This is a genomic window from Streptomyces acidicola (assembly GCF_009377235.1).
GTDB classification, from domain to species: domain Bacteria; phylum Actinomycetota; class Actinomycetes; order Streptomycetales; family Streptomycetaceae; genus Streptomyces; species Streptomyces acidicola.
The window spans coordinates 33,927-59,037 of sequence record NZ_VMNX01000017.1 but is presented as its reverse complement, the minus strand read 5'-3'; the positions used below and the strand labels follow the sequence as shown (position 1 = coordinate 59,037).

The following is a 25,111-nucleotide window of genomic DNA, read 5'->3' as shown; positions in this document are numbered from 1 at the left end:
GGGGCTGAATCGCTGAGTCCGGGGGCTGGGATTCTCAGCCGAAGCCGGGACCAGCAGCCTGTCGCGGGGGCTGCTCCCGCTAGTCCGAGCGCGGACGCAGGTCGACGAGCCGCTTGATCTTTCCCACGGACCGCTCCAGGGACTCCGGTTCAACGATCTCGACCGCGACCGACACCCCGATCCCGTCCTTCACGGCAGCCGCGATGACCCGTGCGGCCTCGTCCCGGAGCTCCGGCGTGGCCCCGGCCCGCGCCTCGGCCCGCACCGTGAGCGCGTCGAGGCGGCCCTCGCGGGTCAGCCGCAGCTGGAAGTGCGGGGCGATGCCCGGGGTGCGGAGGACGATCTCCTCGATCTGGGTGGGGAACAGGTTCACCCCGCGCAGGATCACCATGTCGTCGCTGCGTCCGGTGACCTTCTCGATCCGCCGGAACGTACGAGCGGTGCCCGGCAGCAGTCGCGTGAGGTCCCGGGTCCGGTACCGGATCACCGGCATGGCCTCCTTGGTGAGGGAGGTGAACACGAGCTCGCCCATCTCACCCTCGGGCAGCACCTCACCCGTGACCGGATCGACGACCTCCGGGAAGAAGTGGTCCTCCCACACATGCAGCCCGTCCTTCGTCTCCACGCACTCCTGGGCCACGCCGGGCCCCATCACCTCCGACAGCCCGTATATGTCGACGGCGTCGATCGCGAACCGCTCCTCGATCTCCCACCGCATCTCCTCGGTCCACGGCTCGGCCCCGAAGATCCCCACCCGCAGTGACGTGCCGCGTGGATCGAAGCCCTGGCGCTCGAACTCGTCCAGGAGAGTCAGCATGTAGGACGGCGTCACCATGATGACCCCGGGCTTCAGGTCCTTGATCAGCAGCACCTGACGTGCCGTCATGCCGCCGGACGCCGGGATGACGGTGCACCCGAGCCGCTCGGCGCCGTAGTGCGCGCCGAGGCCGCCCGTGAACAGGCCGTACCCGTACGCCACATGGACCGTGTCACCGGGCCGTCCCCCGGCCGCCCGGATCGAACGGGCCACCATGTCCGACCACACGGACAGGTCGTTCTCGGTGTACCCGACGACGGTGGGCTTTCCGGTCGTCCCGCTCGACGCGTGGATGCGCCGGATCCGCTCCCGCGGCACGGCGAACATCCCGTACGGATAGTGCTCCCGAAGGTCCTCCTTCGTGGTGAACGGGAAGCGAGCCAGATCGGCGAGCGTACGGCAGTCGTCGGGATGCACCCCGGCCTTGCCGAACGCCTCCCGATAGAACGCCACGTTGGCGTACGCATGGTGCAACGACGCCCGTAGCCGCTCCACCTGCAAAGCTCGCAACTGAGGCGCGTCCAGCCGTTCCCCCGCGTCCAGCAGCCCCGCCGCGTCCACCATGGGCACTCTCCCTCGCCGGTCTCACGTCATGCTGCTCGACCGATCATTCGGTCGCTCGGCCGGTGATCAGTAATCCAGCCCACCGGCCCTCAGGCAAGGCACCTGCCCGTACTTTCTTCCCGTGCCGCCCCGCCCCCTCTCGTCGGAGGAGAACTCCGTTGCGATGATCGCCCCCGGGCCGTCAGGCTCTGTGGCATGCCGACCTTCACCGCGCCCGACGGGACCGAACTCGCCTACCACCTCAAGGGGCACGGGGGGCCGCTCGTCGTGCTGCCGGGTGGGCCGATGCGGGCTTCCGAGTACCTCGGTGATCTGGGAGGGCTGGACGCCCATCGGCAGCTCGTGCTGCTCGATCTGCGCGGCACCGGGCAGTCGGCGGTGCCACGGGACCCGGCGACGTACCGGTGCGACCGGCTCGTGGACGACGTGGAGGCGCTGCGGGTGCGGCTGGGCCTGGAGCGGATGGACGTGCTCGCGCACTCGGCGGGCGGGAGCCTTGCCATGCGCTATGCGGCCCGGTATCCGGAGCGGGTGCGGCGACTCGCCCTGATCACGGCCACGCCTTGGGCGGTCGGGATGCCGGCGACCGTCGAGGACAGGCTGGAGGCGGCCCGGCTGCGCAAGGACGAGCCCTGGTACGAGGACGCGTACCCGGCGTTCGAGGCGGCCTGGACCGGACAGGGACCCGAGGGCGACGACATGATGACGTACGCGCCCTTCTTCTACGGCCGCTGGGACGCCGCCGCCAGGGCCCACATGGCCGCCGACGAGCATCAGGTCAACGAGGAGGCCTACGAGCTGTACGGCTCCGAGGGCGCCTACGATCCGCCGGCGACCCGGGCGGCCCTCGCCCAACTCGACGCGCCGGTGCTCGTGTACGCCGGCGAACTCGACGGCGGCCCCCGTCCGGCACTCGCTCGCCGGGCCGTCGACCTGTTCCCGAGAGGGGAGTTCGCGGTCCAGCCAGGCGCGGGGCACTATCCGTGGCTCGACGACCCCGAGCGGTTCGTGGGGTGCGTCGCGGAGTTCTTCGGCCGACGCCGACCGGCTCAGCGATCCGCCGCCGCTGCCACCGACCGCGCCCACCGGTAGTCCGCCTTGCCGCTGGGGGAGCGCTGGATCGTGTCCGTGACGACCAGCTGGCGGGGGATCTTGTACCCGGCGAGACGGGTCCGGCAGTGCGACTGGATGTCCTCCAGGGACAACAGGGCGGCTCCAGCGCGCAGTTGGACCACGGCCGCCACATGGTTGCCCCACTTCGCGTCCGGCACCCCGGCGACCAGCGCGTCGTACACGTCCGAATGGGCCTTGAGGGCCTGTTCGACCTCTTCCGGATAGACCTTCTCGCCACCGGTGTTGATGCACTGGGAACCACGGCCGAGGACGGTGACGACACCCTCCTCGTCGACGGTCGCCATGTCCCCGAGGAGGACCCAGCGCTCGCCGTCCTTCTGGAAGAAGGTCTCGGCTGTTTTCCTCACGTCGTTGTAGTAGCCCAGCGGTACGTGCCCGCGCTGCGCGATGCGGCCCGGCACACCGGCCGGCACCGGCTCGTACGTCGCCGGGTCGACCACCTGCGTACGGGAGTTGACACGGATCCGGAAGCCGCGCTCCGGGCCCGAGTCCGCCGTCGCCGTGCCGTTGAAGCCGGACTCCGAGGAGCCGAAGTTGTTGAGCAGCATCACGTTCGGCACGAGTGCCTGGAACTGCTCCCGCACGGTGTCCGACATGATCGCGCCGGACGACGAGACGCTGAACAGCGAGGAGCAGTCCGTGCCCTTCAAAGGCCCGCCCAGCGCGTCGATCAGCGGCCGGAGCATCGCGTCGCCCACCAGCGACATGCTGGTGACCTTCTCCTTCTCGATCGTCCGCAGGACCTCCTCGGGAACGAACTTCCGGTGCAGGACGACCCGTTGGCCGAAGTTGAAGCCGATGAAGGCCGTGAGCGTCGACGTGCCGTGCATCAGGGGCGGAGTGGGGAAGAAGGTGATCCCGTCACCGCCGGCCGCCACCCGCTCGGCGAGCTCCTCCGGCTTCTTCACCGGCTCACCCGTCGGCGCGCCCCCGCCAAGGCCCGAGAAGAACAGATCCTCCTGACGCCACATCACCCCCTTGGGCATGCCCGTCGTGCCGCCCGTGCAGATGATGAACTGGTCGTCCGCCGAGCGTGCCGGAAACCCCCGCTCGGGGGATCCGGAGGCCTCGGCGTCGGCGAAGTCCATCGCCGTGAGCGACGGCGCGTCCGGCCCGGGCGTACCGACCCGTAACAGGTGCCGCACCTTGGCAGCCTGCGGCAGCGCCGCCGCCACCCGCTCCGTGAACTCCGCGTCGAAGACCAGCCCCACCAGGTCCGCGTCCCGGTAGAGGTAGACCAACTCCTCTTCCACGTATCGGTAGTTGACGTTCACCGGGACGACTCGTGCCTTCAGGCAGCCCAGTGCTGTCTGCAGGTACTCGATGCCGTTGTAGAGGTGGAGCCCGACGTGCTCACCGGGGCGTATCCCGCTGTCGATCAGATGGTGGCCGATGCGGTTCGCCGCCGCGTCCAGTTCCGTGAAGGTGAGGCGGCGCTCCGCGCCGGTACCGGGGTGGTCGATGTACACGAGGGCCTCGCGGTCGGGGACCACGTCGACGACCGACTCGAACAGGTCGGCAAGGTTGTACTCCACCGCTCCTCCTCACCCCGAACGTCCACGGCTGCCGTACGACTCGCCGGTCATCAGAGCAAAGGGCGCCACAACTGTGAAGGGCCCGCGCACAACAAATCTGACTGCCTGTCAGAAAACCCTTGAAGTGACTCCGCGCCTCCTGCAACCTGTTCTCGTTCTGACACAGGGAGGTCGGCGATGGGTGGGACGGAACACCTCACCGTGCGGCGCGAGGGCGCCACACTGGTGCTCACGCTCAACAGGCCGGAAGCGAAGAACGCACTCTCACTGCCCATGCTCGTCGGCCTGTACGACGGATGGGCCGAGGCCGACGCGGACGACTCGATCCGCTCGATCGTGTTCACCGGCGCGGGCGGCACGTTCTGCGCGGGAATGGACCTCAAGGCCCTCGCCGGCAACGGCATGGAGGGACAGCAGTACCGCGAACGGCTCAAGGCCGACCCCGACCTGCACTGGAAGGCGATGCTGCGCCACCACCGCCCCCGCAAGCCGGTGATCGCCGCCGTCGAGGGGCACTGCGTCGCGGGCGGTACGGAGATGCTCCAGGGCACCGACATCCGGGTCGCGGGCGAGTCCGCCACCTTCGGCCTCTTCGAGGTCGGACGCGGTCTGTTCCCCATCGGCGGCTCCACGGTCCGCCTCCAGCGCCAGATCCCGCGCACCCACGCCCTGGAGATGCTGCTCACCGGCCGCCCGTACAGCGCCCGTGAGGCCGTCGGCATCGGGCTGATCGGGCACGCCGTGCCCGACGGGACGGCGCTCGCCAGGGCGCTGGAGATCGCCGAGCGGATCAACGCCTGCGGCCCGCTCGCCGTCGAGGCGGTCAAGGCCTCCGTGTACGAGACCGCCGAGATGACCGAGACCGACGGTCTCGCCGCCGAACTCAAGCGCGGCTGGCCGATCTTCGACACCGCCGACGCCAAGGAAGGCGCCCGCGCCTTCGCGGAGAAACGACCGCCCGTCTACAAGCGTGCGTAGGCGCTCCGCTGGAGGCCGGTTCACAGCCGCGGGTTCGTTGTGGCCGGCCAGTTCTCCGCGCCCCTGTCCCGTGAGGAGATGCCGTGCCTGAAGTTCTCAAAGCCCCCCTCGTCGTCGAGTTCCCCTTCACCCGCTCTCTCGGACCCGTGCAGAGCGCCTTCCTCACCGGGCTGCGCGAACGCGTCGTCCTCGGTGTGCGGACCGGTGACGGCCGTGTCCTCGTCCCACCCGTCGAGTACGACCCGGTCACCGCCGAGGAGATCCGCGACCTCACAGAAGTCGCCCCCACCGGCACCGTCACCACCTGGGCCTGGAACCACTCCCCGCGTCGCGGCCAGCCCCTCGACACCCCCTTCGCCTGGGTCCTGGTACGGCTCGACGGCGCCGACACGGCCCTCCTGCACGCCCTCGACGCCCCCGGCCCGGACACCGTGCACACCGGTATGCGCGTCCGTGTCCGCTGGGCCGCCGAACGTACCGGCGCCATCACGGACATCGCCTGCTTCGAGCCGTACGACGGTGATCCCACCTCTCCGGGCGACCACACGGGCGAGTTCGAGGAACCGGTCACCGGCATCGTCGCCCCCGCCCGCCTCGACTACACCTACTCGCCCGGCCGCGCCCAGTCCGACTACATCGCCGCGCTCTCCGGCCGGCGGACCGTGGGCGAACGCTGCCCGTCCTGCCGCAAGGTGTACGTCCCGCCGAGAGGCGCCTGCCCCACCTGCGGCGTCGCCACGTCAGAACAGGTCGAGGTCGGTCCCCGAGGTACCGTCACCACCTTCTGCATCGTCAACATCAAGGCGAGGAACCTCGACATCGAAGTGCCGTACGTCTACGGGCACATCGCCCTCGACGGTGCCGATCTCGCCCTGCACGGCCGTATCGCCGGCATCCCCAACGACGAGGTGCGCATGGGCCTGCGCGTCGAACCGGTGTGGACCGAGGGCGCCCGCTACCCCGACCACTACCGGCCCACCGGCGAACCCGACGCGGACTACGACACGTACAAGGAGCTGCTGTGACGCGTGAGGGAGTAGAAGACGTACGGGACATCGCCGTGGTCGCCTTCGCACAGACCGACCACCGGCGCACCAGTGGGGAGCTCTCCGAGGTGGAGATGCTCATGCCCGTCCTGCACGAGGTGCTTCAGGCCACCGGCCTGAAGACCGCCGACATCGGGTTCACCTGCTCGGGCTCCTCCGACTACCTCGCGGGCCGTGCCTTCTCCTTCACCATGGCCCTCGACGGCGTCGGCGCCTGGCCGCCGATCTCGGAGTCGCACGTGGAGATGGACGGCGCGTGGGCGCTGTACGAGGCGTGGACCAAGCTGCTCACCGGGGACGCGGACACCGCGCTGGTCTACTCCTACGGCAAGTCCTCGCCCGGCTCCGTACGCGATGTGCTGACCCGGCAACTGGACCCGTACTACGTGGCGCCGCTGTGGCCCGACTCCGTGGCGCTGGCCGCGCTCCAGGCGCAGGCGCTCATCGACGCGGGGGAGACGGACGAGCCCGCGCTGGCCGGTGTCGCGGCGCGCAGCCGGGCCTCCGCGAGCGCCAACTCCCATGCCCAGCTCAGCGGCGCCGTGCCACACGGCGACTACCTGGTGCGCCCGTTGCGCCGAGGGGACTGCCCGCCCATCGGCGACGGAGCCGCCGCCGTGATCCTCGCGGCGGGGGAACGGGCCCGCGAACTGTGCCCGCGGCCCGCCTGGATCCGGGGAATCGACCACCGCATCGAGGCGCACGGGCTGGGCCTACGCGACCTGACCGACTCGCCGTCCGCGCGGCTGGCCGCCGAGAAGGCCGGAGCTCTCGAACGACCTGTGGACACCGCCGAGTTGCACGCACCCTTCACCTCCCAGGAAGTGATCCTGCGCAAGGCGCTCCGGCTCGACGACGAGGTCACCGTCAACCCCTCCGGGGGAGCCCTCGCCGCCAACCCGGTCATGGCCGCAGGCCTGATCCGCATCGGCGAGGCAGCCGCCCGCATCCACCGCGGCGAGTCCGATCGCGCCCTCGCGCACGCCACCTCGGGCCCCTGTCTGCAACAGAACCTCGTCGCCGTCCTGGAAGGGGAGTCGTGAGCGCCATGAGCAAGGAGCCCGTGGCCGTCGTAGGAATCGGCCAGACCAAGCATGTGGCGGCGCGCCGGGACGTGTCGATCGCGGGGCTGGTGCGCGAGGCCGCCCGACGCGCGCTCGACGACGCCGAGTTGACCTGGGCCGACATCGACGCCGTCGTGATCGGCAAGGCGCCCGACTTCTTCGAGGGCGTCATGATGCCCGAGCTGTACCTGGCCGACGCGCTCGGCGCGGTGGGCAAGCCCATGCTGCGCGTGCACACGGCCGGCTCGGTCGGTGGCTCGACCGCGCTCGTCGCCGCGGGCCTCGTCGCCGCCCGTGTCCACGGCACCGTCCTGACCCTGGCCTTCGAGAAGCAGTCCGAGTCGAACGCGATGTGGGGGCTCTCCCTGCCGATCCCCTTCCAGCAGCCCCTGCTGGCGGGCGCGGGGGGCTTCTTCGCCCCGCACGTCCGCGCGTACATGCGGCGCAGCGGCGCACCGGACACGGTCGGCTCGCTCGTCGCGTACAAAGACCGGCGCAACGCCCTCAAGAACCCCTACGCGCACCTTCACGAACACGACATCACCCTGGAGAAGGTCCAGGCCTCGCCCATGCTCTGGGACCCGATCCGTTACTCCGAGACCTGCCCTTCCTCGGACGGCGCCTGCGCAATGGTGCTCACCGACCGTGCGGGCGCGGCCCGTTCGCCGAGGCCGCCCGCCTGGATGCTCGGCGGGGCGATGCGCAGCGAACCGACGCTCTTCGCGGGCAAGGACTGCGTGTCGCCACGGGCGGGCAAGGACTGCGCGGCCGACGTGTACCGGCAGGCGGGCATCGCCGATCCGCGCCGCGAGATCGACGCGGTCGAGATGTACGTGCCGTTCTCCTGGTACGAGCCCATGTGGCTGGAGAACCTCGGGTTCGCCGACGAGGGCGAGGGCTGGAAACTCACCGAGTCGGGGGTGACCGAACTCGACGGTGACCTCCCGGTCAACATGTCGGGCGGCGTGCTGTCCACGAACCCCATCGGCGCCTCCGGGATGATCCGGTTCGCCGAGGCCGCGCTCCAGGTGCGCGGACAGGCGGGAGAACACCAGGTGGACGGGGCCCGTCGCGTGCTCGGGCACGCCTACGGCGGGGGATCGCAGTTCTTCTCGATGTGGCTGGTCGGAGACGCGTCACCGGCCTCCTGAACCTTCCCCTCACGTGGCCTGTTGGCGGCCGTGACCGATCGCTAGTCTGGCGGCGGACGACGAACCGGGAGGAGCACGGACGTGGCCGAGACCACCATGGAGCAGCAGTCGCTCGCGGGCTGGCACAAGCCGGACCTGGACCTCAGCAACGCCGATTGGCGGTCCAGCAGCCGGGGACGGGGCGACGTCCAGATCGCCTTCGTCGAGGGCTTCATCGCGATGCGCAACAGCGGCCGGCCGGAGAGCCCCTCCCTGATCTTCACGCCCGCGGAGTGGGGCGCGTTCATGTCGAACGCACGCGAAGGGGAGTTCGACCTGACCTGAGGCACGAAGGGCGCCGAGCTCGTCGCAGGCGCGGTTCCCGATCCCTATGACGGGCGTGGCCGTCGCGCCGGCCGGTGGTAGTGAGCCCGCCCCGCCGCGCGTCCTGCGGGCGGGCCCACCAGGTCGGCATATGCCGAGGTGAGACGGTCACGGCGGGCAAGCGCGGTTCCTGGTAGGGGACCGGGCGCGGAGCCGGTTTCACCGCCGGGCACGTACCATGGCGGCATGTCCTTCCTCCGCCGCCGCAGCGCCACCCCCGCCGGGCCCGACTTCGACGTACTGGCCATGGACCCGGGTGACTGGCCGGGCAATCTCGGCGCGGGCCTGCTGCCCGCTCCCGACGGCAGCTGTCAGGGTGTCTTCCTGCGTTACGACCTGTTCGGCGGCCGGGGTCCCGCGATGATCATCGGCAACCTCCCGGAGGGCTCACCGGCGCGGGACACCGCCGAGGGCGAGATCCCGTTCGAGGTGGCCCAGCTGCTGCTCGCGTTGGAGAACGACGAGGAGGTCACCGTCGTCGGCTCCGAGGACATGCCGGTGATGCAGGGCGACAACCTTCTGATCGTGCGGCGCCTCAAGCTCTCCGAGGGCCGTATCTCCTGCGTCCAGTTCGACCGCAGCGACAACGTCCTGGTGACCATCGCCGCCTGGGACCGGCCCATCACGGACGACCTGTACGCACTCCTGAAGCCGCTGCCCGCCGAGCTCTTCCAGCAGGGCTGACCCTCGGGCGTACGAGAACGCACCGGTCAAGAACGCACCGGTCCGTGCCCTTCGCGGCGCGGAGGTCGGCTTTCGGTGCGTTCTTGTCATGACCCTTGTTACCTCAGTCATCCGACCATTACGGTCCGGGCATGTCGCCTGAGATGTCCCGGAGAGCAACACTGAAGAGTGCACTTGGTGGCGCCGGCGCCCTGACCTTGAGAGAGGGAGTCCTTTCGCCCTCTGCGGAAGCCGCTGATTCGTCCCATGTATCCGAAGAGCTGAAGGCGCCCCTGGTGCTGTGGTACGCCGCTCCCGCCTCCGACTGGGAGCGCGAGGCCCTGCCCGTCGGAGGCGGTGCGCTCGGCGCCATGGTGTTCGGCACGCTCGCCTCCGAGCGGCTTCAGCTCAACGAGAAGACCCTGTGGACCGGCGGCCCCGGCTCCGTCCAGGGCTACCACCACGGCAACTGGACCGAGTCCCGCCCCGGTGCGATCGAGGACATCCAGGAGCGGATCGACGCCGAGACGAAGCTCGACCCCGACTCGGTCACCGCCCGCCTGGGTCAGTCACGCGTCGGCTACGGCGCCCACCAGACGTTCGGCGACCTTCACCTCGACCTGCCCGGCGCGCCCACGGACACCCCCACCGACTACCGCCGCGCCCTGGACCTGCGCGACGCGGTGGCGACCGTGACGTACACGCACCAACAGGGGCGCCACTCAAGGGAGTTCTTCGTCTCCCACCCGGACGAGGTCATCGTCGGCCGCCTGACCGGAGGCGTCACCCTCACCCTGCGCTACACCTCGCCCCGCACCGACTTCACGACGACGGCCACCGGCGACCGGATCACCGTACGCGGTGAACTCGCCGACAACAGCCTGAAGTTCGAGGCGCAGATCCGGGTCCACCAGGAAGGCGGCGCCCTCACCGCGAACGCGGACGGCACCCTCACGGTCACGGACGCCGACAGCATGTGGTTCGTCCTCTCGGCGGGCACCGACTACGCCGACACCTACCCCGACTACCGGGGCGACGACCCGCACACGGCGGTGACGAGAGCCGTCGACGAGGCGTTCCGCAAGGGGTACGGCAAGCTCCGGTCACGCCACGTCCGCGACCACAAAGCCCTCTTCGAGCGGGTCGCTCTCGACATCCGCGCCCAGGCCCCGCACGTCCCCACGAACGAACTGCTGGCGAACTACACCGGCGGAACGACCCCCGCCGACCGGGCGCTGGAGGCGCTGTACTTCCAGTACGGCCGCTACCTCCTCATCGCCTCCTCCCGCCCCGGCTCACTGCCCGCGAACCTCCAGGGCGTCTGGAACCACAGCACCACACCCCCCTGGTCGGCCGACTACCACGTCAACATCAACCTCCAGATGAACTACTGGCCGGCCGAGGCCGCCAACCTCGCCGAGACCACAGCCCCGTACGACCGCTTCGTCGAAGCCCTGCGCGCCCCCGGCCGGCGTACGGCCGAGGAGATGTTCGGCTCACGCGGCTGGGTCGTCCACAACGAGACCAACCCGTACGGCTTCACCGGGGTGCACGACTGGGCGACCGCGTTCTGGTTCCCGGAGGCGGCCGCGTGGGTGACGGGGCAGCTGTACGAGCACTACCGGTTCGGCGGCTCCACGGCGTACCTGCGCTCCACCGCCTACCCCGTGATGAAGGAGGCCGCCGAGTTCTGGCTCGACAACCTGCGCACCGACCCGCGCGACGGCACCCTCGTCGTGACGCCCAGCTACTCGCCGGAGCACGGGGACTTCACGGCAGGCGCGGCCATGTCCCAGCAGATCGTGTACGACCTGTTCACCAGCACCCTTGAGGCGGCCCGGACCCTGGGGGATGCCCCCGACTTCCGTGAGCAGCTCGCCGCCGCGCTCGACGGGTTGGACCCGGGGCTCAGGATCGGCTCCTGGGGGCAGCTCCAGGAGTGGAAGGCCGACCTGGACGACCCGGACGACGACCACCGCCATGTCTCCCACCTGTTCGCCCTGCATCCGGGCCGCCAGATCGAGCCGGGCAGCAAGTGGGCCGAGGCGGCGAAGGTCTCGCTCACCGCGCGCGGCGACGGCGGGACCGGCTGGTCCAAGGCCTGGAAGATCAATTTCTGGGCGCGGCTCCGCGACGGCGACCACGCGCACAGGATGCTCGCCGAGCAGCTCAGGTCCTCGACCCTGCCCAACCTCTGGGACACCCACCCGCCGTTCCAGATCGACGGCAACTTCGGCGCCACCGCGGGAGTCGTCGAGATGCTCCTGCAGAGCCAGCACGACGTGATCGAGATCCTTCCCGCCCTCCCCGCCGCCTGGTCCGACGGCTCGGTCCGCGGCCTGCGCGCCCGGGGCGGCGCCACCATCGACATCGACTGGGCCGACGGCAGGGCCACCCGTGTCGCACTCACCGCGTCCCGGACCCGGCAACTCACCGTGCGCAGCGGGCTGTTGCGCGGGGGTGAAGCCACCTTCAAGGCGGTCGCCGGGCAGCGGTACGTGTGGGGAACCGGAAGCTGAGACGGTGCCGGGGTCCGGGCCGGTGCCCGGACCCCGGCACACCCGGTTCCCTCATGCACCCGCCGGCAACACCAGCACGTCGGCGGCCCGTACGTACGCCACCCTGTGGCCGAACTGGATCTCGAAGTACTTGTCCTTGCCGACCACGACCCGGTGCGGAGCCGTGTCGAAGGTCGGCGAGTAGAAGTACTCGCCGGGCACCTTGTCCCCGGCCACGTACCGCTGGCCCTGCAGCAGCTTGTACGGCAGCGGCGACACCGACTGGACCGGGACGCCTTCCGGATAGGCCCCCGCCTCCGGGTACGCGCGGCCGTACACCGGGATCTCGGTCAGGCCCTTCCTCGGTGTCACGACCGTACCGGACGCACTGACGGCCGTCGGCTGCGCCTTCGGGTTCCTGAACCAGGCCTTCTGGCCCAGGTACCAGATCGCCGTCCAGTCACCCTCGCGGCCCGCCACGGCGTACTGCTGCCCGGTGGAGACGCGCGAGCCGATGTCGTTCACGTCGATGGTCGAGGCGCCGCCGTCCGGCCGAAGCCCGATGTCCTGGACCAGCGGAGCGCTCTCGTCCGGCTGTGTGTGGAGGCGTACGGCGCTGGAGCCGTGGACGGCGCACGGCTCGCCCTTCTGGACGCAGCCCGTGAACGCCGGCCGGTTCTTCGCGAAGTCGGGGGCGATCGTCACAACGCCGCTCCTGGAGTCCGCCGTGGGCTTGAACGGCCTGCCCAGCAGCGTGAAGTAGTGCTGCCAGTCCCAGTACGGGCCGGGGTCCGTGTGCATGCCCGGGATCGTCCCGCTGGTCGTACCCGGCACGGTGTCGTGGCCGAGGATGTGCTGGCGGTCCAGCGGGATGCGGTACTTCGTGGCGAGGTACGTCACCAGGCGTGCCGACGTCCGGTACATCGCCTCCGTGTACCAGGCGTCGGGCGAGGCGAGGAAACCCTCGTGCTCCAGGCCGATCGACTTGGCGTTGATGTACCAGTTGCCCGCGTGCCAGGCCACGTCCTTCGTCTTCACATGCTGGGCGATGTGACCGTCGGTCGAGCGCAGGGAGTAGTGCCACGAGACGTAGGTCGGGTCCTGGACCAGCTTGAGCGTGGTGTCCCAGGTGGCCTCGGTGTCGTGGATGACGATGTACTTGACGCTCTGCGACGCGGGGCGGTCGGCCAGGTCGTGGTTGCCGTAGTCCCCGTCGCCGAACTCCTCGTACGGCGCCGGGATCCACTCGCAGCCCACGGTCCCCGGACATTCCGTGCCGTCGGCCGACGCGGTGCGCAGCCCGGCCCGGCTCAGTTGCCCGGTGGCGGGGCTCACGCCGGGCTCGGCGGTGAGGGTCATCCGCTGACCGGCGTCCGTGGTGCGCTGCTCGCCACCTCGGATCACCTCGAAGACGTCGTTCGCGTACGCCGTGGCCGTCGCGTTGTCGTCCGCGCCGGAGAACCTCGCCACCGCCCCGTACCAGTCGGCCGGGTCGTCGCTGAGTGGCGCGCCGAGGTCGCGCTGGGCGGCGGCGAGGAGCGCGGCGCCGCCCGCCACGTTGGCCGCCGCGTCGGTGCGCAGTTCCTCGGCCGGGAGGCCGGTCAGCTCGGCCGCCCGCGTCAGGGTCCGGAGGCGTGCCGGAAGCTCGGACTCCTCCGGGAGACCGGCCTCGCGCGCCGGCGCCGCACGGGAGCCGTCGCCGCGGGCGTCCTCCGTTCCCCCGCTGTGGTGCGGGGCCTCGGCGAGGGCCGTCCGGGCGTCGGTGAGGTGCATCGGCCCGTATCCGCCCGAGACGCTGGGCGCCCCGCCGTGCCCGTCCCAGCGGGACTGGAGGTACGACACGCCGAGCAGAACGCTCTGCGGGACGTCGTACTCGACGGCCGCGGACGCGAAGGCGCTCTGCAGCCGGGTGACGGAGGACTGCTCCGCGCTGTTGGACGGGGCCGCGCCGAGCAGCGGCAGCAGCAGCGCCGCCGAGGCGGCGGAGAGCGCCGCCCGCCGGACGCGTCTGCGCCCAGCGGCGGGCGTGCGGTCGGTGAGGGATCCTCGCAATGCAACCTCCTGGGACGGGCGAGCATGACGGGGTGTGCGGTGCCGAGCGTGGGTCAGTGGTACCGGCTGTCCGACGATCCGTCAATCATGCCCAGGAAAGGGTGATTCCCCATGTCAGTCGGGGGTGCGAGAGATGTCGTGGCGCCGCCCCCGGGCCTGCGGGGCGTCAGTGGGATGGACCAATCGGATGGCGTGCCCCGGATACGACGAAGGTCCGCGGCGCGCCACCCTCTCGGGCGCACCGCGGACCGACATCCCCCGTCAGCGCGTGCCGACCGCCGCTCGGACTGCCTTGCGGGCGAGCTGGCAGTCGTCGTGCAGCCGCCTCAGCAGCAGCCGCTGTTCCTCGCCGGACGGCACGGTGCCCGGATGGGCCCCTCCCGGTGTGGCCGCGGTGGTGTCGTGCATCGAACGCTGCACGGCCGTCTCGTAGGTACGGATCTCACGGGTGAGCACGAGCATCAGGTTCACCAGGAACGCGTCGCGCGACGCCGGGCCGGCGGACTGTGCCATCTGGCTGATCTGACGGCGTGCGACCGGAGCGTCCCCGAGCACCGCCCACAATGTCGCCAGGTCGTAGCCCGGCAGGTACCAGCCCGCGTGCTCCCAGTCCAGCAGCACAGGACCAGTCGGTGAGAGGAGGATGTTCGACAGCAGGGCGTCGCCGTGACAGAACTGGCCCAGACCCTGTCGGCTCGCCGTGTGCGCCAGACCGTGCACCAGCTTCTGCAGATCACCCATGTCCCGGTCCGTCAGTAGACCCAGCTCATGGAAACGTGAGATCCGCTCCGCGTAGTCCAGCGGCGCGTCAAACGTGCCCGCCGGCGGCCGCCACGCATTGAGCCGGCAGATCGCGCCCAGCACCGCCCGGATGTCCGCGCGCGGCGGTGCCTCGGTCGGATGCCGCTGCAGCGCGGCCGCCCGGCCCGGCATCCGCTCGACCACCAGCGTGCAGTTGTCCGGGTCCGCCGCGATCAGCCGCGGCACCCGCACCGGCGGCCGATGCCGCACGAACGAGCGATACGCGGCTATCTCGTGCCGGATGCGCTCGGTCCACATGGGGGAGTGGTCAAGTAAGACCTTCGCGACGGCCGTGCTGCGCCCCGTCGCGCCGACGAGGAGCACGGAGCGTCCGCTTCGGCGCAGCACCTGAACCGGCGTGAACTCCGGACAGATGCGATGCACCGAAGCGATCACCGTGCGCAGCTGCGCGCCCTGAGGGCCGGACAAGTCGAGTCTCCCGCTGAGCGGTTGGGTGCCGAGCCCCGGTGCGCGCCGCGTCCTGCCGGCACCGAGTACGGGAGCCGCCGGGCGCACGGGGTCGAGGTAGGGGCCGCCGCCTCCCGGACGGGGACGCAGCGACCGGGACGGGGCGGACACGGAGGATGATGCTGCGTACATAGGGGAGACAGATCCCTTCGTGTGCCTGAGAGTTCGTCGCGCTGCCCGGCCCGGTAGCCCCTTTGCACCCTGGGGAGTGCTCCGACGGCTACCGGGTCGGGGTGGCGCGTTCCTACCCGACACCAGGTGTCCCGTGGCACACCATCTGGCGCACCCTGGCGAACCCTGGCGAATAGTCCCGGAGCAACTGACAGGGGGCTACTGTCAACTCAGCCGAGACCCTGGGGGCTTGACGTGAGCGGACAACCCAACACCCGTCTGGCGGACCTGTTCGGCCTGGCCGGCTGGTCGAAGGGCGAGCTCGCGAGGCTGGTCAACCGGCAGGCGGCGGCCATGGGCCACCCGCAGCTGGCGACCGACACCTCGCGGGTGCGGCGGTGGATCGACATGGGAGAGATCCCGCGCGATCCGGTGCCGAGGGTGCTGGCGGCCCTGTTCACCGAGCGTCTCGGCCGTGTCGTGACCATCGAGGACCTCGGTCTGGTCCGGCACGGGCGTGTGGGAAAACGGCAGGGCGGCGGGAGTGTGGAACATCCCGACGGAGTGCCGTGGGCGCCCGAACGGACCGCCGCGGTCCTCACCGAATTCACGGGAATGGACCTCATGCTCAACCGACGCGGTTTGGTGGGCGCGGGTGCCGCGCTCGCCGCGGGATCCGCACTCAGCAGCGCCATGCACGACTGGCTCCACACCGATCCGGCCCTCGCGGCCGACGCTCCCCGAATCGACCATCCCCTGCGTGCCGACCCCGCCGGGTTCGACCGGTACGAGGCCGCCCCCATCGGGTGGCAGGAGATCGAGGAACTGGAGCGCTCGGTCGAGGTGTTCCGGGCCTGGGACGCGACCCGTGGCGGCGGGCTGCAGCGCAAGGCTGTCGTGGGACAGCTCAACGAGGTGGGAGGCATGCTCTCCTACCGCCACCCCGAACATCTCCAGCGGCGCCTGTGGGGCGTCGCCGCCAACCTCGCCGTCCTCGCGGGCTGGATGTCCCACGACATCGGTCTGGAACCCACGGCCCAGAAGTACTTCGTCATCGCCGCACACGCGGCCAGGGAAGGCGGTGACCGGCCCCGCGCCGGCGAGGCGCTCTCCCGGGCGGCCCGCCAGATGGTGCACCTGGGCCGGCCCGACGACGCACTCGACCTCATGAAGCTCGCCAAGTCCGGCTCCGGCGACGAGGTGCTGCCGCGCACCAAGGCCATGCTCTCCACCATCGAGGCCTGGGCACAGGCGTCCCTGGGCAAAGGTCAGGCCATGCGGCGCACCCTGGGCGAGGCGGAGGAGCTGTTCGTCTCCGACAAGGGGGACGTGCCGCCGCCGAGTTGGATGCAGATGTTCGACGAGGCGGATCTGCACGGCATGCAGGCCCTCGCGTACCGCACCCTCGCCGAGCACGAGCCGGCCGCGGCCGTCATCGCACAGCGTCACGCCAAGCAGGCGCTCGAACTGCGCGAGGCGGGCCGGGACCGGTCGAAGATCTTCGACCACATCTCGCTGGCGTCGGCCTGCTTCATCGCCGACGACCCCGAACAGGCGGACACCTACGCACGTCTGGCCCTGACGTCGATGGGGACGAACTCATCCCACCGCACCTGGGACCGGCTGCGCGAGATGTACCGGCTCACCGGGCAGTACTCCAGTTATCCGAGGATCCAGGACCTGCGTGAGGAGATCAAACTGGCGCTGCCCAGGGGCTCGCTGAAGTCCGCGGGCGGCAACAGCGCTCGGGCGTAAGGAGGGCCCGTGTCGCCCTAGCAGTCAGGGCGAGTCCAAGCGGAAACCAGTGGGCGGCCCGCATCTTCGGGCTGCCGAAGCAGGGCGTTTGTCAGGAGAGGGCCAGGGTCCTCGGACGGCCTGGGTTCTCAGGAGACAACCCTGGCCACGAGCACGCAGGCGTCGTCCTCGCGCTCGGTCTCGCCGAACTCCTCGACCACCGTCCGTACACAGTCCTGGGCCGTGCCGGCCACGTCGAAGCGCGGGGCCAGACCGAGCAGACTCCGGGTGCGCGCCGCGCCTCCCCGCCGGGGGACCAGTCCGTCGGTATGGAGGAGCAGCAGGTCGCCCTGTTCGAGGGTCACATCGGCCTGCCCGTAGGCGGCCCCCGAGGTCGCTCCCAGCAGCACGCCGTCCGGGGCTGTCAGCGCGCACCCCGTCCCGTCGCGGAACAGCAGCGGGGCGGGGTGTCCTGCCTGTGCCCAGGTGAGGGTGCGGGTGTCCGGTCGGTAGCGGCAGCAGACGGCGCTGCCGAGGGCCGGCTGGACGGTGGCGTCGAGTAACTGGTTGAGCCAGGTCATGATGTGGCTCGGCTCGGAGCCCGTCACGGCCATGCCGCGCAGGGCGCCGATCAGCATCGCCATGCCCGAGGTCACGGTGACACCGTGACCCGTGAGGTCGCCTACGCTCAACAGGGTCTGTCCGCCGGGCAGTTCGAGGGCGTCGTACCAGTCGCCTCCGATCAGGGTGCTGGTCGAGGACGGCAGGTAGTGGGCGGCCAGGTCGAGCGTCTGCGGGCCCTGGTGCGGGAGCCGCAGGGAGCCGCGCCACGGCGGCAGCACGGCTTCCTGCAACTCGACCGCGAGCCGGTGCTCGGTCTGGGCGATGTGCCGCTGACGTTGCAGCGAGTCACGGGTCTCGCTCACCGTCCGCTGGCTGCGCCGCAGTTCGCTGACGTCCCGCAGCACGGCCCACATCGAGGCGGTGCTGCCGCCGGCGTCGAGCACGGGTTCGCCCATCATGTGCACGGTACGGGCACTGCCGTCGGAGAGGACGATCCGGAACTCCCCGTCGATGCGCTTCCCGTCGACGAGACAGTCGGTGACCATCGAGGTCAGCCGGGGCCGGTCCTCGTCCAGGACCAGGGACGGCAGTTCGTCGAGGGTGAGCGGCGCGGCGGCAGGGTCACGGCCGAGGATCCCGTAAAGCTCACCGGACCAGCTCACCTCGTCCGTCAGCAGGTTCCACTCGGCGCTGCCGACGCGGCTGAGCAGTGAGCCGCTCCGGGGCGCGGGCGAAGCGACCGGCAGGGGTGAGCCGGTCGCCGGCTCGGCGGACACCGGCGGCGGGCCGTCCCGCAACTGCGCCAAGTGCTCGTCCAGATCGTTGAGTTGATGCAGCGCCAGGTCGTACAGAGCGCGCTGCCAGCGTCCCTCGGCGTCCGAACCCTCGTCCTGCGCGTCCCGCCGTACCGCGTCCACGTCGCCCCGTAGCCGTCTCGTCTGCGAGATGAGTGCCTCGACCGTGCCGCGCCCGGGGGGCTGGGCGGACGGGCGATCCGCAGAGAGATGGGGCGGCATGGGGGACTCCGATACGGGGATGGTTCGACCAGGAGTGACGGAAGGACCGTTACGACTCTTGCACAGCCTGCCACGCCCTGTAAGGGATTTGGCGACACACGATACGGTGGTGCTTCTGGCATATGCCGCAGTCCTTATGGAGAGGTCATGTGGCATCACTGCGGTACGCGTTCGAGGTGGTCAAGTCGTAGAAAGCCTACGTGACTTGATGGGTTGTCAAATGCGCGATCACCGCTCTCGCGCTCGCGTTCGACGGTCGTTTGTTCAGTCCTCTCCGGCCGGCTCTCGCCGAGTGCCTCCCGTGCCGCCACGCTGGGTGACACGGGGCGCAGTGGGCACTCGGAGGCATCCGGGGAAACCCCATCGCCTGTCTGGTCACCGACAGCGACCGGGATCCCCTGGCCGTGAACCCGGCCGGCACCGCTCAGTAGCGCAGGACCCCGGCGATCCCCCGGGCGTCCCCGAGCGTGTCGTCCGGTACGAAGCGGACCTCCGCGCCGGTCTCCAGGCACTGTTCGACGATCTGGTCCACGATGTCCTCGCGGGCGTCGAGGTCGCCGCTCTCGGCCGGGACGAGGTGCTCGCCCTGGTCGTCGCGGACCGTCACGCGGTAGTTCTCCTCGACGGCGAGGAGCCGGACCCGACCCGCCTCGGCGTGCTGCCAGACCTCGTCGACCCCGGCGGCGAACTCCTTGCGGCCACGGGCCAGTTCGAGCTCCCGGGCCACGGAGTCGACGTTCTCGCGGTCCTCGGCGGCGATCAGCGGACGCACCGCCTGCCACACGGCCTCGTGCGAAGCGTGTGCCAGTCCGCCGCGCGGGATGTGCGCGGCCTCCCTGGCGACCGTGCCGACCTCGTCCAGGGCGGACAGGGCGGCCTGCTCGCCCGTGACGTACAACGGGCGGGGGTTCTCGCGGAGCACGGCGGCCATCGCCGTGTCGGCGTCGCGCAGGAAGCGGCGGGTCCCCTCGTCCCGGAACGTGCTGGGCACGTCGCCGATGCGTTCCTGGCGCTCCGTGTCCGGGTTCTCCACGAGATCGCGCGTCAGCGGGAAGCCCCCGGTGCGCTCCGCCGCCACGTGATCACCGCCGCCGTTCCACAGGGTTGCCCGGTCGGTGGAGACCGACAGCACCCAGAACGGCCGCTCGGCGGACTGTGCGGCCACCAGGTTGCGGGTCAGGAAGGTGTCCGAGAGCACCACGCGCTCGGGCACGGTGCGGGCGAGCGACCACACCTGGTGCTCGCCCGGGGCCGCGAAGATCACCAGACCGTCCTCGGCATGCGTCAGGTCGACCTCCGCCAGGGCCTGGTCGAGTTGGGCGGCGACGTCGTTGCGTCGCTCCCTGGTGACCGCCGGATCGGTCTCCAGCTGCTTCTTGGCCTCGGCCAGCACGTTGCGCAGCCGCACCGGGTCCTGTGCGCTGTCGGGTTCGCGGCGGTGCGTGGGCGTCAGTACGGACACCGCCGGATACGGCCGCGGGCGGCGCAGCTCGGTCAGGGTCGCGGGACTGAGGGTGTGCTCCATATCAGCACCATAGGACTGATTCGCGATTCGGGCATTTGGGGTAGTCGGTGATCAAGTGGAAGGTGGGTGCTGCCGGACCGGCTCGGCCGGGGCCGGGGGAGCGACAGGTCGGCCGGAGGGGTGGCCGACCTGCCTGGTCCCCTGCGGGTGCGTGCGAGAGTGCGGCACCTGCCCTGTGAGACGCGCGGGGTGCCCGAGAGGTTGTGGTGGGCGCGTCCGCACGCTCACCGGGGAGGCCTCGGTCGCTCTCAGTCGTTGTCGTTGTCCGATCCGCACGAACTCCCGTCGGCCGGCAGCGATCCGTACATCAGGAAGTCGTCGACCTTGTCGTGCACGCACTTCGAGGACCCGTACCCCGTGTGCCCCTCCCCCTTGTTGTCGAGGACGACGGCCGAGGAACCGAGCCGCTCGGCTGTCTCCACGGTCCAGCGGTACGGGGTTGCCGGGTCTCCCCGGGTGCCGACGAGCAGCATCTTCGGTGTGTCGACGTCCCTCACCTTCTCGCGGACGAAGCTGGTGCCCTTGGGCCGGCCGTAGCACATCAGCACCTGGGTCAGCCGGTACTGCCCGAAGACCGGCGACGCCTCCTCGTACTGGGCGCGCAGCCGGGCGACGCGCTCGGTCATGCGTGCCGCGGAGGGCCGGTCGGGGTCGTCCGCGCAGTTGATCGCCATCAGCGCGGCCGGGAGGTTGTCGGCCGGGACGTCCTCCGCGCTGACGAGTCCACCGTCTCCGGTTTCGTCGGGGCGCGGCTCGTCCGGTGCCGCGATACCGCCGCCCGCGAGCTGCATGAGAGCCTGCGGGTCGCCGTCCCGGACCAGCGCGGTGAGCGCCTGGGTGAGCACCGGCCACATCTGCTCGGTGTACAGCGCCTGGCCGATGGCGCCCGCCAGGTCCTGGCCGGTGAACTTGCGGCCGAAGGCCGTCAAGGGGTGCTCGTCGAGCGTGTTGACCAGTTCGATGACCTGTTCCCTGGCCGAGCGGCGGTCCTGGCCGAACGGGCATGTCCACTGCTTCGTGCAGGCGTCGAGGTAGCCCTCCAGAGCGGTCTGCTGGCCCTCGGCGCCCACCATGCCCTGCTCGGCGAGAGGTTCCGTGAGCGTGTCCACGCCGTCGAACGCCATCCGCCCGACCTTGTCGGGGAACTGGGCCGCGTACACCGCGCCCAGTCGGCTTCCGTAGGAGAAACCCAGGTAGTTGAGCTTCTTGTCGCCGAGCGCCGCGCGCATGACGTCCATGTCCTTGGCGGCGTTGACCGTGCCGATGTGCGGCAGCACCGGGCCGGAGTGCTTGGTGCACGTGTCGGCGGCCCGCTTCAACTGCCTGAGCGCGGCACCCGGGTTGTTCGCCTGGTCCTCGTTGTCCGCTGCCTCGATGGCCTTGTCGGCGCCTTCGCCGCAGCTGACGGGTGAGGAGCGGCCGACGCCGCGCGGGTCGAAGGTCACCACGTCGTAGGCGTTCGTGAGACCCATGAAGTCCTTGCCGCCGTAGGCCAGTGCGGGAACGCCCGCGCCGCCGGGCCCACCGAAGTTCAGCAGGACGGAACCGCGTTTCTCCCTGCCTGTGGCTTGGTAACGCGCCATCGCCAGTTCGAGCGTGCCGGCCCCGGGCCGCTCGTAGTCCAGAGGTACGGTCACCTTCCCGCACCGCAGATCCTTTGGTATCTCCATGCCTTCGCACGTGGACCATTTGATCCGCTGCTCGTAGAAACGGGACAGGTCGGGCTTGTCGGCCTTCACCGACGCCACCGACGCGACCGACGGAAGGCAGGCCCCGTGCAGGACCAGTGCCACGGCCGCGGCTCCGGTAGCGCAGCATCTGTGCGTAAAACGCATGCATGCCTCCAGGGACGCCCGGCCGTGGGCCGGGGGGTACCCCCCGGATCACGATAAGCGGGCCCGTCCCGCTGCGCCTCTGGGCGAGCGGGACCGCCGGACGTGCCGTACCCTGCGATTCCTCGCCGTACTACCGTCGAAGGCATGGCTGACGAAGGCTTCACGCATCCACGGCTCGCCGCGATCTACGACCCGCTCGATCCCGACCGCAGCGACCTGGACGCCTACCACGACCTGGCCGAGCGGTTCTGTGCCCGGCGGGTGCTGGACATCGGCTGCGGTACTGGGGTGTTCGCACTCCAGCTGGCCGAGCGCGGCATCGAGGTCGTCGGTGTGGATCCCGCGCGGGCGTCCGTCGACGTGGCCCGCGCCAAACCGGGCGCCGACCGGGTGCGCTGGATCTGTGGCGATGCCACGGCCCTTCCGCCGCTGAGGGTCGACCTGGCCACGATGACGGCCAACGTCGCCCAGCAGATCGTCGACCCGAACGCCTGGCGGCAGACGCTCCAGGGCGCCTTCGAGGCACTCCGGCCGGGCGGGCGGCTGGTGTTCGAGACCCGGGATCCGGCCAGGCGGGCCTGGGAGACCTGGAATCGCGAGGTTTCCCACGGCGTCATGGAGATCCCGGGCGTCGGTGCCGTCGAGACCTGGCTGGAACTGACCGACGTCACCGGACCGCTCGTGACCTTCCGCGCGACGTACGTCTTCGCCGCGGACTGCCAGGTGCTGACCTCCGACTCCACCCTGAGGTTCCGTGAGCGGGAGGAAGTCGAGGCGGACCTGACCGGCCAGGGCTACACGGTGGAAGAAGTGCGCGACGCACCCGACCGTCCGGGGAAGGAGTTCGTCTTCGTCGCGCTCCGGCCGGCCCCCACGGGTACCGCGAACAGCCGGGCGTGAAACCGAAGTCTTCACGCCCACTGGACAGTTGAGGGCCGCTTCCACACTCTCGAAAGGCAGGGCACAGCCCGTCCGCACCACGGACCAGTCCCTCAACGGAAGGTGTCACCGGTGAAGTTCAGCTACGCCATGCTCCCGGACTACCCCCTCCAGGAGTCGCTCGCCTCAATCAAACTCGCCGACGAACTCGGCTTCCACGCCTGCTACGCCGCCGACGAGACCTGGCACAAGGACATGTGGCTGCTGTTCGCCGCGGCCGCGGGCCAGACCAGCCGGATCCGGCTGGGACCCAGCGTCTCCCCGGTCACGCTGCGAGAGCCCACCCTGATCGCCCAGGCACTGGCCACGCTCGACGAACTGTCCGGCGGGCGCGCGGAGGGCGTGCTGTCCAGCGGGAACTTCGGGCTCCTGGCGCAGTACGGGATCGACTGGGCCCGTACGCGGCCGCTGTCCCGGGTCAAGGAGGCGCTCCATGTGGTGCGCACCCTGCTCGACGAGGGAGCCATCTCCTACGACGGCGAGTTCTTCACCTACCAGGGGCTGTTCACCTTCGCCCGGCCGGTCCAGGAGCGGGTCCCGCTGAAACTGGGGGCGATGCGCGGCCCCAAGTCCTTCGAGGCGGCGGGAGAGTTGTCCGACGGCTGCCACCACGCGCTGAGCTACACCCGCGAGGCGTACGACTACGCCGTGCGGCACATCCAGGCCGGAGCAGAGCGGGCGGGCAAGGACTGGCGTTCGCTCGACATCGGTGCCTGGGTCGTCTTCGCCACGGGACCCGACTCCGCGGCCGCCAAGGACGCCGCCCGCAGCATGGTCGGCATCTACGCCTCCTCGATGCCCGAGGAACAGCTGCGCCGCAACGGAGTGGACGCCGGCGAACTCAAACCGGTCATCGACGCCATCGCCGCCGGTGACCTCGCCCGCGGCATCGAGCTGACCACCCCTGAGATCGCCGAACGCCTCTCCATCGCCGGCACCCCCGAGGAGTGCCGGGACAAGATCCAGCGGGAGATCGCTCCGAGCGGCGTCAACCACATGATCTGCGCCCTCACCGACCGCACCCTCGTCAAGGCCTTCACCGGCCGTGACCTCGCGGAGGTGGCCGATGTGAACACCCAGCTCCGCCTCATCCACGACACGGTCATGCCCGCCTTCAACTGACGTCCCGCGAAGGCGGGATCCGGAGCGCGTCGTGCCGGTCGACGCCTACGGCCGCTGCCCGCTCGCCGCGGGCGGCGCCGTCGTCCCCCGCACCTCGAGCGCCGGTGTCGCGAGGACGGTTTCCGACGGGCGGTCCGGGTCGGTGATGCGGTCGAGGAGGCGCTGGGCGGCGCGGCGGCCGACGTCGTGGCTGGCGTTGTCCACCGTCGTGAGCCACAGGTGCCGCAGGCGCGAGAGGTACGTGTTGTCGTAACCGACGAGGGACAGGTCGCGCGGTACCCGGAGACCGAGTTCCTCGGCGGCCGACAGGGCGCCCACACCGGCGATGTCGTTGAACGCGAAGACGGCCGTGGGGCGCCCGGCGGCGCCGAGGAGGCGGACGGTGGCCCGGTAGCCGCCTTCCTCGGTCAGGTCGCCCTGCTCCACGATCGCCGTGTCCGACAGCCCGTGCTCGCGCATGACCGCCTCGAAGCTTCGGCGGCGCAGCTCACCCACCACGCCCTGTCCGGCGATGTGGGCGATGCGCCGGTGGCCGAGGCCGATGAGGTGCTCGGTGGCCAGACGCGCGCCGTGCTCGTCGTCGCCCGCGACGATGTCCACATGTGGCAGAACGGGCTCGCGGGCGCCCGCGACCACGGTGGGGATCTGCCCAGCCGCGGTGCGCAGTGCCGCGGAGGGCGGGAGCGTACCGACGGCGATGAGGCCGTCGACCCGGAGGTCGGTGAACGTGTGGGTCAGGTCCTCGCCGAGGCGCCGGTTGAGGCGGCCGTCGGCGAGCAGCATGTGCAGACCACTGTCGTGGAGACGGGAGCCCAGGCCGTCGAGCAGTTCGACGAACCAGGGGTTGCGCATGTCGTTCAGCAGCACGCCCACCGTCCGGGTGCGGCGCTCGCTGAGGCTGCGCGCGGCGGCGTTCGGGCGGTAGCCGAGCTCCTCGACAGCGGCGAGGACCGCCTCGCGCTTCTCGGGGCGCACCTGGTCGGAGCCGCGCAGCACGAGGGAGACCAGGGACTTCGACACGCCGGCCCGTTCGGCGACATCGCGGATCGTCGGGGGTCTCATGTTGTGGACCGTTCCACAAGGTGAGAGGGGTTGTCAAAGGGCTTGACAGGTGCTGTTACTGAGCTCAGG

19 protein-coding genes are annotated in these 25,111 nt (G+C 70.6%); 11 read left to right on the top strand and 8 right to left on the bottom strand.

What is annotated here, in order from left to right:
* Positions 1-79: 79 nt before the first annotated feature.
* Positions 80-1,381, bottom strand: a complete 1,302-nt coding sequence (paaK, locus tag FPZ41_RS08175) for a phenylacetate--CoA ligase PaaK (RefSeq protein ID WP_152860533.1) — start codon at positions 1,379-1,381, stop codon at positions 80-82.
* 195 nt (positions 1,382-1,576) lie between these two features.
* Here paaK and FPZ41_RS08170 point away from each other — a divergent pair, with 195 nt between their 5' ends.
* Positions 1,577-2,473, top strand: coding sequence for an alpha/beta fold hydrolase (locus FPZ41_RS08170; RefSeq protein ID WP_152860531.1), 897 nt, complete (start codon positions 1,577-1,579; stop codon positions 2,471-2,473).
* Here FPZ41_RS08170 and FPZ41_RS08165 read toward each other — a convergent pair.
* Entirely contained in the window at positions 2,431-4,050 is a 1,620-nt protein-coding gene (locus FPZ41_RS08165) for an acyl-CoA synthetase (RefSeq protein ID WP_322619955.1), read from the bottom strand. The two genes, FPZ41_RS08170 and FPZ41_RS08165, sit on opposite strands and share 43 nt — an antisense overlap.
* A 177-nt stretch (positions 4,051-4,227) precedes the next feature.
* On the opposite strand from FPZ41_RS08165, the gene FPZ41_RS08160 reads away from it, so the two are divergent.
* From FPZ41_RS08160 to FPZ41_RS08130, 7 genes are all read left to right on the top strand, one after another.
* Positions 4,228-5,028, top strand: a complete 801-nt coding sequence (locus FPZ41_RS08160) for a crotonase/enoyl-CoA hydratase family protein (protein ID WP_152860529.1) — start codon at positions 4,228-4,230, stop codon at positions 5,026-5,028.
* A gap of 83 nt (positions 5,029-5,111) precedes the next feature.
* Positions 5,112-6,053, top strand: coding sequence for a Zn-ribbon domain-containing OB-fold protein (locus FPZ41_RS08155; protein WP_322619954.1), 942 nt, complete (start codon positions 5,112-5,114; stop codon positions 6,051-6,053).
* Positions 6,050-7,117, top strand: a complete 1,068-nt coding sequence (locus tag FPZ41_RS08150) for a thiolase domain-containing protein (RefSeq protein WP_322619953.1) — start codon at positions 6,050-6,052, stop codon at positions 7,115-7,117. The genes FPZ41_RS08155 and FPZ41_RS08150 overlap by 4 nt, the downstream gene beginning before the upstream one ends.
* Before the next feature lie 5 nt (positions 7,118-7,122).
* Positions 7,123-8,289 carry a thiolase domain-containing protein gene (locus tag FPZ41_RS08145; protein WP_152860527.1) on the top strand — a complete coding sequence of 389 codons (1,167 nt, stop codon included), beginning with the start codon at positions 7,123-7,125 and terminating at the stop codon, positions 8,287-8,289.
* An 81-nt stretch (positions 8,290-8,370) separates the two neighbouring features.
* The gene (locus FPZ41_RS08140) at positions 8,371-8,613 is read left to right on the top strand and encodes a DUF397 domain-containing protein (RefSeq protein WP_322619952.1); all 243 of its coding nucleotides are present in this window, start codon (positions 8,371-8,373) and stop codon (positions 8,611-8,613) included.
* Positions 8,614-8,838: 225 nt separating this feature from the next.
* Entirely contained in the window at positions 8,839-9,336 is a 498-nt protein-coding gene (locus FPZ41_RS08135) for a hypothetical protein (protein ID WP_131559996.1), read from the top strand.
* A 275-nt stretch (positions 9,337-9,611) separates the two neighbouring features.
* Entirely contained in the window at positions 9,612-11,834 is a 2,223-nt protein-coding gene (locus FPZ41_RS08130; protein ID WP_322619951.1) for a glycoside hydrolase family 95 protein, read from the top strand.
* A gap of 51 nt (positions 11,835-11,885) precedes the next feature.
* Here the strand turns inward: FPZ41_RS08130 and FPZ41_RS08125 are convergent, their stop codons facing one another.
* Both FPZ41_RS08125 and FPZ41_RS08120 read right to left on the bottom strand, forming a co-directional pair.
* Entirely contained in the window at positions 11,886-13,865 is a 1,980-nt protein-coding gene (locus FPZ41_RS08125; RefSeq protein ID WP_152860525.1) for an N-acetylmuramoyl-L-alanine amidase, read from the bottom strand.
* A 261-nt stretch (positions 13,866-14,126) separates the two neighbouring features.
* The gene (locus tag FPZ41_RS08120; RefSeq protein WP_152860523.1) at positions 14,127-15,266 is read right to left on the bottom strand and encodes an aminoglycoside phosphotransferase family protein; all 1,140 of its coding nucleotides are present in this window, start codon (positions 15,264-15,266) and stop codon (positions 14,127-14,129) included.
* A gap of 234 nt (positions 15,267-15,500) precedes the next feature.
* Here FPZ41_RS08120 and FPZ41_RS08115 point away from each other — a divergent pair, with 234 nt between their 5' ends.
* Positions 15,501-17,000, top strand: coding sequence for a DNA-binding protein NsdB (locus tag FPZ41_RS08115; RefSeq protein WP_322619950.1), 1,500 nt, complete (start codon positions 15,501-15,503; stop codon positions 16,998-17,000).
* Positions 17,001-17,128: 128 nt separating this feature from the next.
* Here FPZ41_RS08115 and FPZ41_RS08110 read toward each other — a convergent pair whose 3' ends face one another.
* The 3 genes from FPZ41_RS08110 to FPZ41_RS08100 form a co-directional block, all read right to left on the bottom strand.
* On the bottom strand, positions 17,129-18,559 hold the full coding sequence (locus FPZ41_RS08110; RefSeq protein WP_152860521.1) for a PP2C family protein-serine/threonine phosphatase: 1,431 nt from the start codon (positions 18,557-18,559) through the stop codon (positions 17,129-17,131).
* Between the two features lie 424 nt (positions 18,560-18,983).
* Positions 18,984-20,084 (bottom strand): baeRF3 domain-containing protein, encoded by a 1,101-nt coding sequence (locus FPZ41_RS08105; RefSeq protein ID WP_152860519.1) that lies wholly within the window; start codon positions 20,082-20,084, stop codon positions 18,984-18,986.
* A gap of 248 nt (positions 20,085-20,332) precedes the next feature.
* A complete protein-coding gene (locus tag FPZ41_RS08100) occupies positions 20,333-21,919 on the bottom strand; it encodes an alpha/beta hydrolase (RefSeq protein ID WP_152860517.1) in 1,587 nt (528 codons plus the stop codon).
* Between the two features lie 144 nt (positions 21,920-22,063).
* Here FPZ41_RS08100 and FPZ41_RS08095 point away from each other — a divergent pair, with 144 nt between their 5' ends.
* Positions 22,064-22,819: a class I SAM-dependent methyltransferase gene (locus FPZ41_RS08095; protein WP_152860515.1), complete on the top strand. Its 756-nt coding sequence runs from the start codon at positions 22,064-22,066 to the stop codon at positions 22,817-22,819.
* Between the two features lie 111 nt (positions 22,820-22,930).
* Positions 22,931-23,980 (top strand): LLM class flavin-dependent oxidoreductase, encoded by a 1,050-nt coding sequence (locus tag FPZ41_RS08090; RefSeq protein ID WP_322619949.1) that lies wholly within the window; start codon positions 22,931-22,933, stop codon positions 23,978-23,980.
* Between the two features lie 45 nt (positions 23,981-24,025).
* Here FPZ41_RS08090 and FPZ41_RS08085 read toward each other — a convergent pair whose 3' ends face one another.
* Positions 24,026-25,042 carry a LacI family DNA-binding transcriptional regulator gene (locus tag FPZ41_RS08085; protein ID WP_152860513.1) on the bottom strand — a complete coding sequence of 339 codons (1,017 nt, stop codon included), beginning with the start codon at positions 25,040-25,042 and terminating at the stop codon, positions 24,026-24,028.
* Positions 25,043-25,111 lie beyond the last annotated feature (69 nt).

Excerpts from the sequence above, each read along its gene's own strand:
- FPZ41_RS08145 (WP_152860527.1), top strand. The coding sequence starts at position 7,123 with ATGAGCAAGGAGCCCGTGGCCGTCGTAGGAATCGGCCAGACCAAGCAT.
- FPZ41_RS08100 (WP_152860517.1), bottom strand. The coding sequence starts at position 21,919 with ATGCGTTTTACGCACAGATGCTGCGCTACCGGAGCCGCGGCCGTGGCA.
- FPZ41_RS08170 (WP_152860531.1), top strand. The coding sequence starts at position 1,577 with ATGCCGACCTTCACCGCGCCCGACGGGACCGAACTCGCCTACCACCTC.
- FPZ41_RS08105 (WP_152860519.1), bottom strand. The coding sequence starts at position 20,084 with ATGGAGCACACCCTCAGTCCCGCGACCCTGACCGAGCTGCGCCGCCCG.
- FPZ41_RS08120 (WP_152860523.1), bottom strand. The coding sequence starts at position 15,266 with ATGTACGCAGCATCATCCTCCGTGTCCGCCCCGTCCCGGTCGCTGCGT.
- FPZ41_RS08085 (WP_152860513.1), bottom strand. The coding sequence starts at position 25,042 with ATGAGACCCCCGACGATCCGCGATGTCGCCGAACGGGCCGGCGTGTCG.
- FPZ41_RS08160 (WP_152860529.1), top strand. The coding sequence starts at position 4,228 with ATGGGTGGGACGGAACACCTCACCGTGCGGCGCGAGGGCGCCACACTG.
- paaK (WP_152860533.1), bottom strand. The coding sequence starts at position 1,381 with ATGGTGGACGCGGCGGGGCTGCTGGACGCGGGGGAACGGCTGGACGCG.
- FPZ41_RS08110 (WP_152860521.1), bottom strand. The coding sequence starts at position 18,559 with ATGCCGCCCCATCTCTCTGCGGATCGCCCGTCCGCCCAGCCCCCCGGG.
- FPZ41_RS08135 (WP_131559996.1), top strand. The coding sequence starts at position 8,839 with ATGTCCTTCCTCCGCCGCCGCAGCGCCACCCCCGCCGGGCCCGACTTC.
- FPZ41_RS08095 (WP_152860515.1), top strand. The coding sequence starts at position 22,064 with ATGGCTGACGAAGGCTTCACGCATCCACGGCTCGCCGCGATCTACGAC.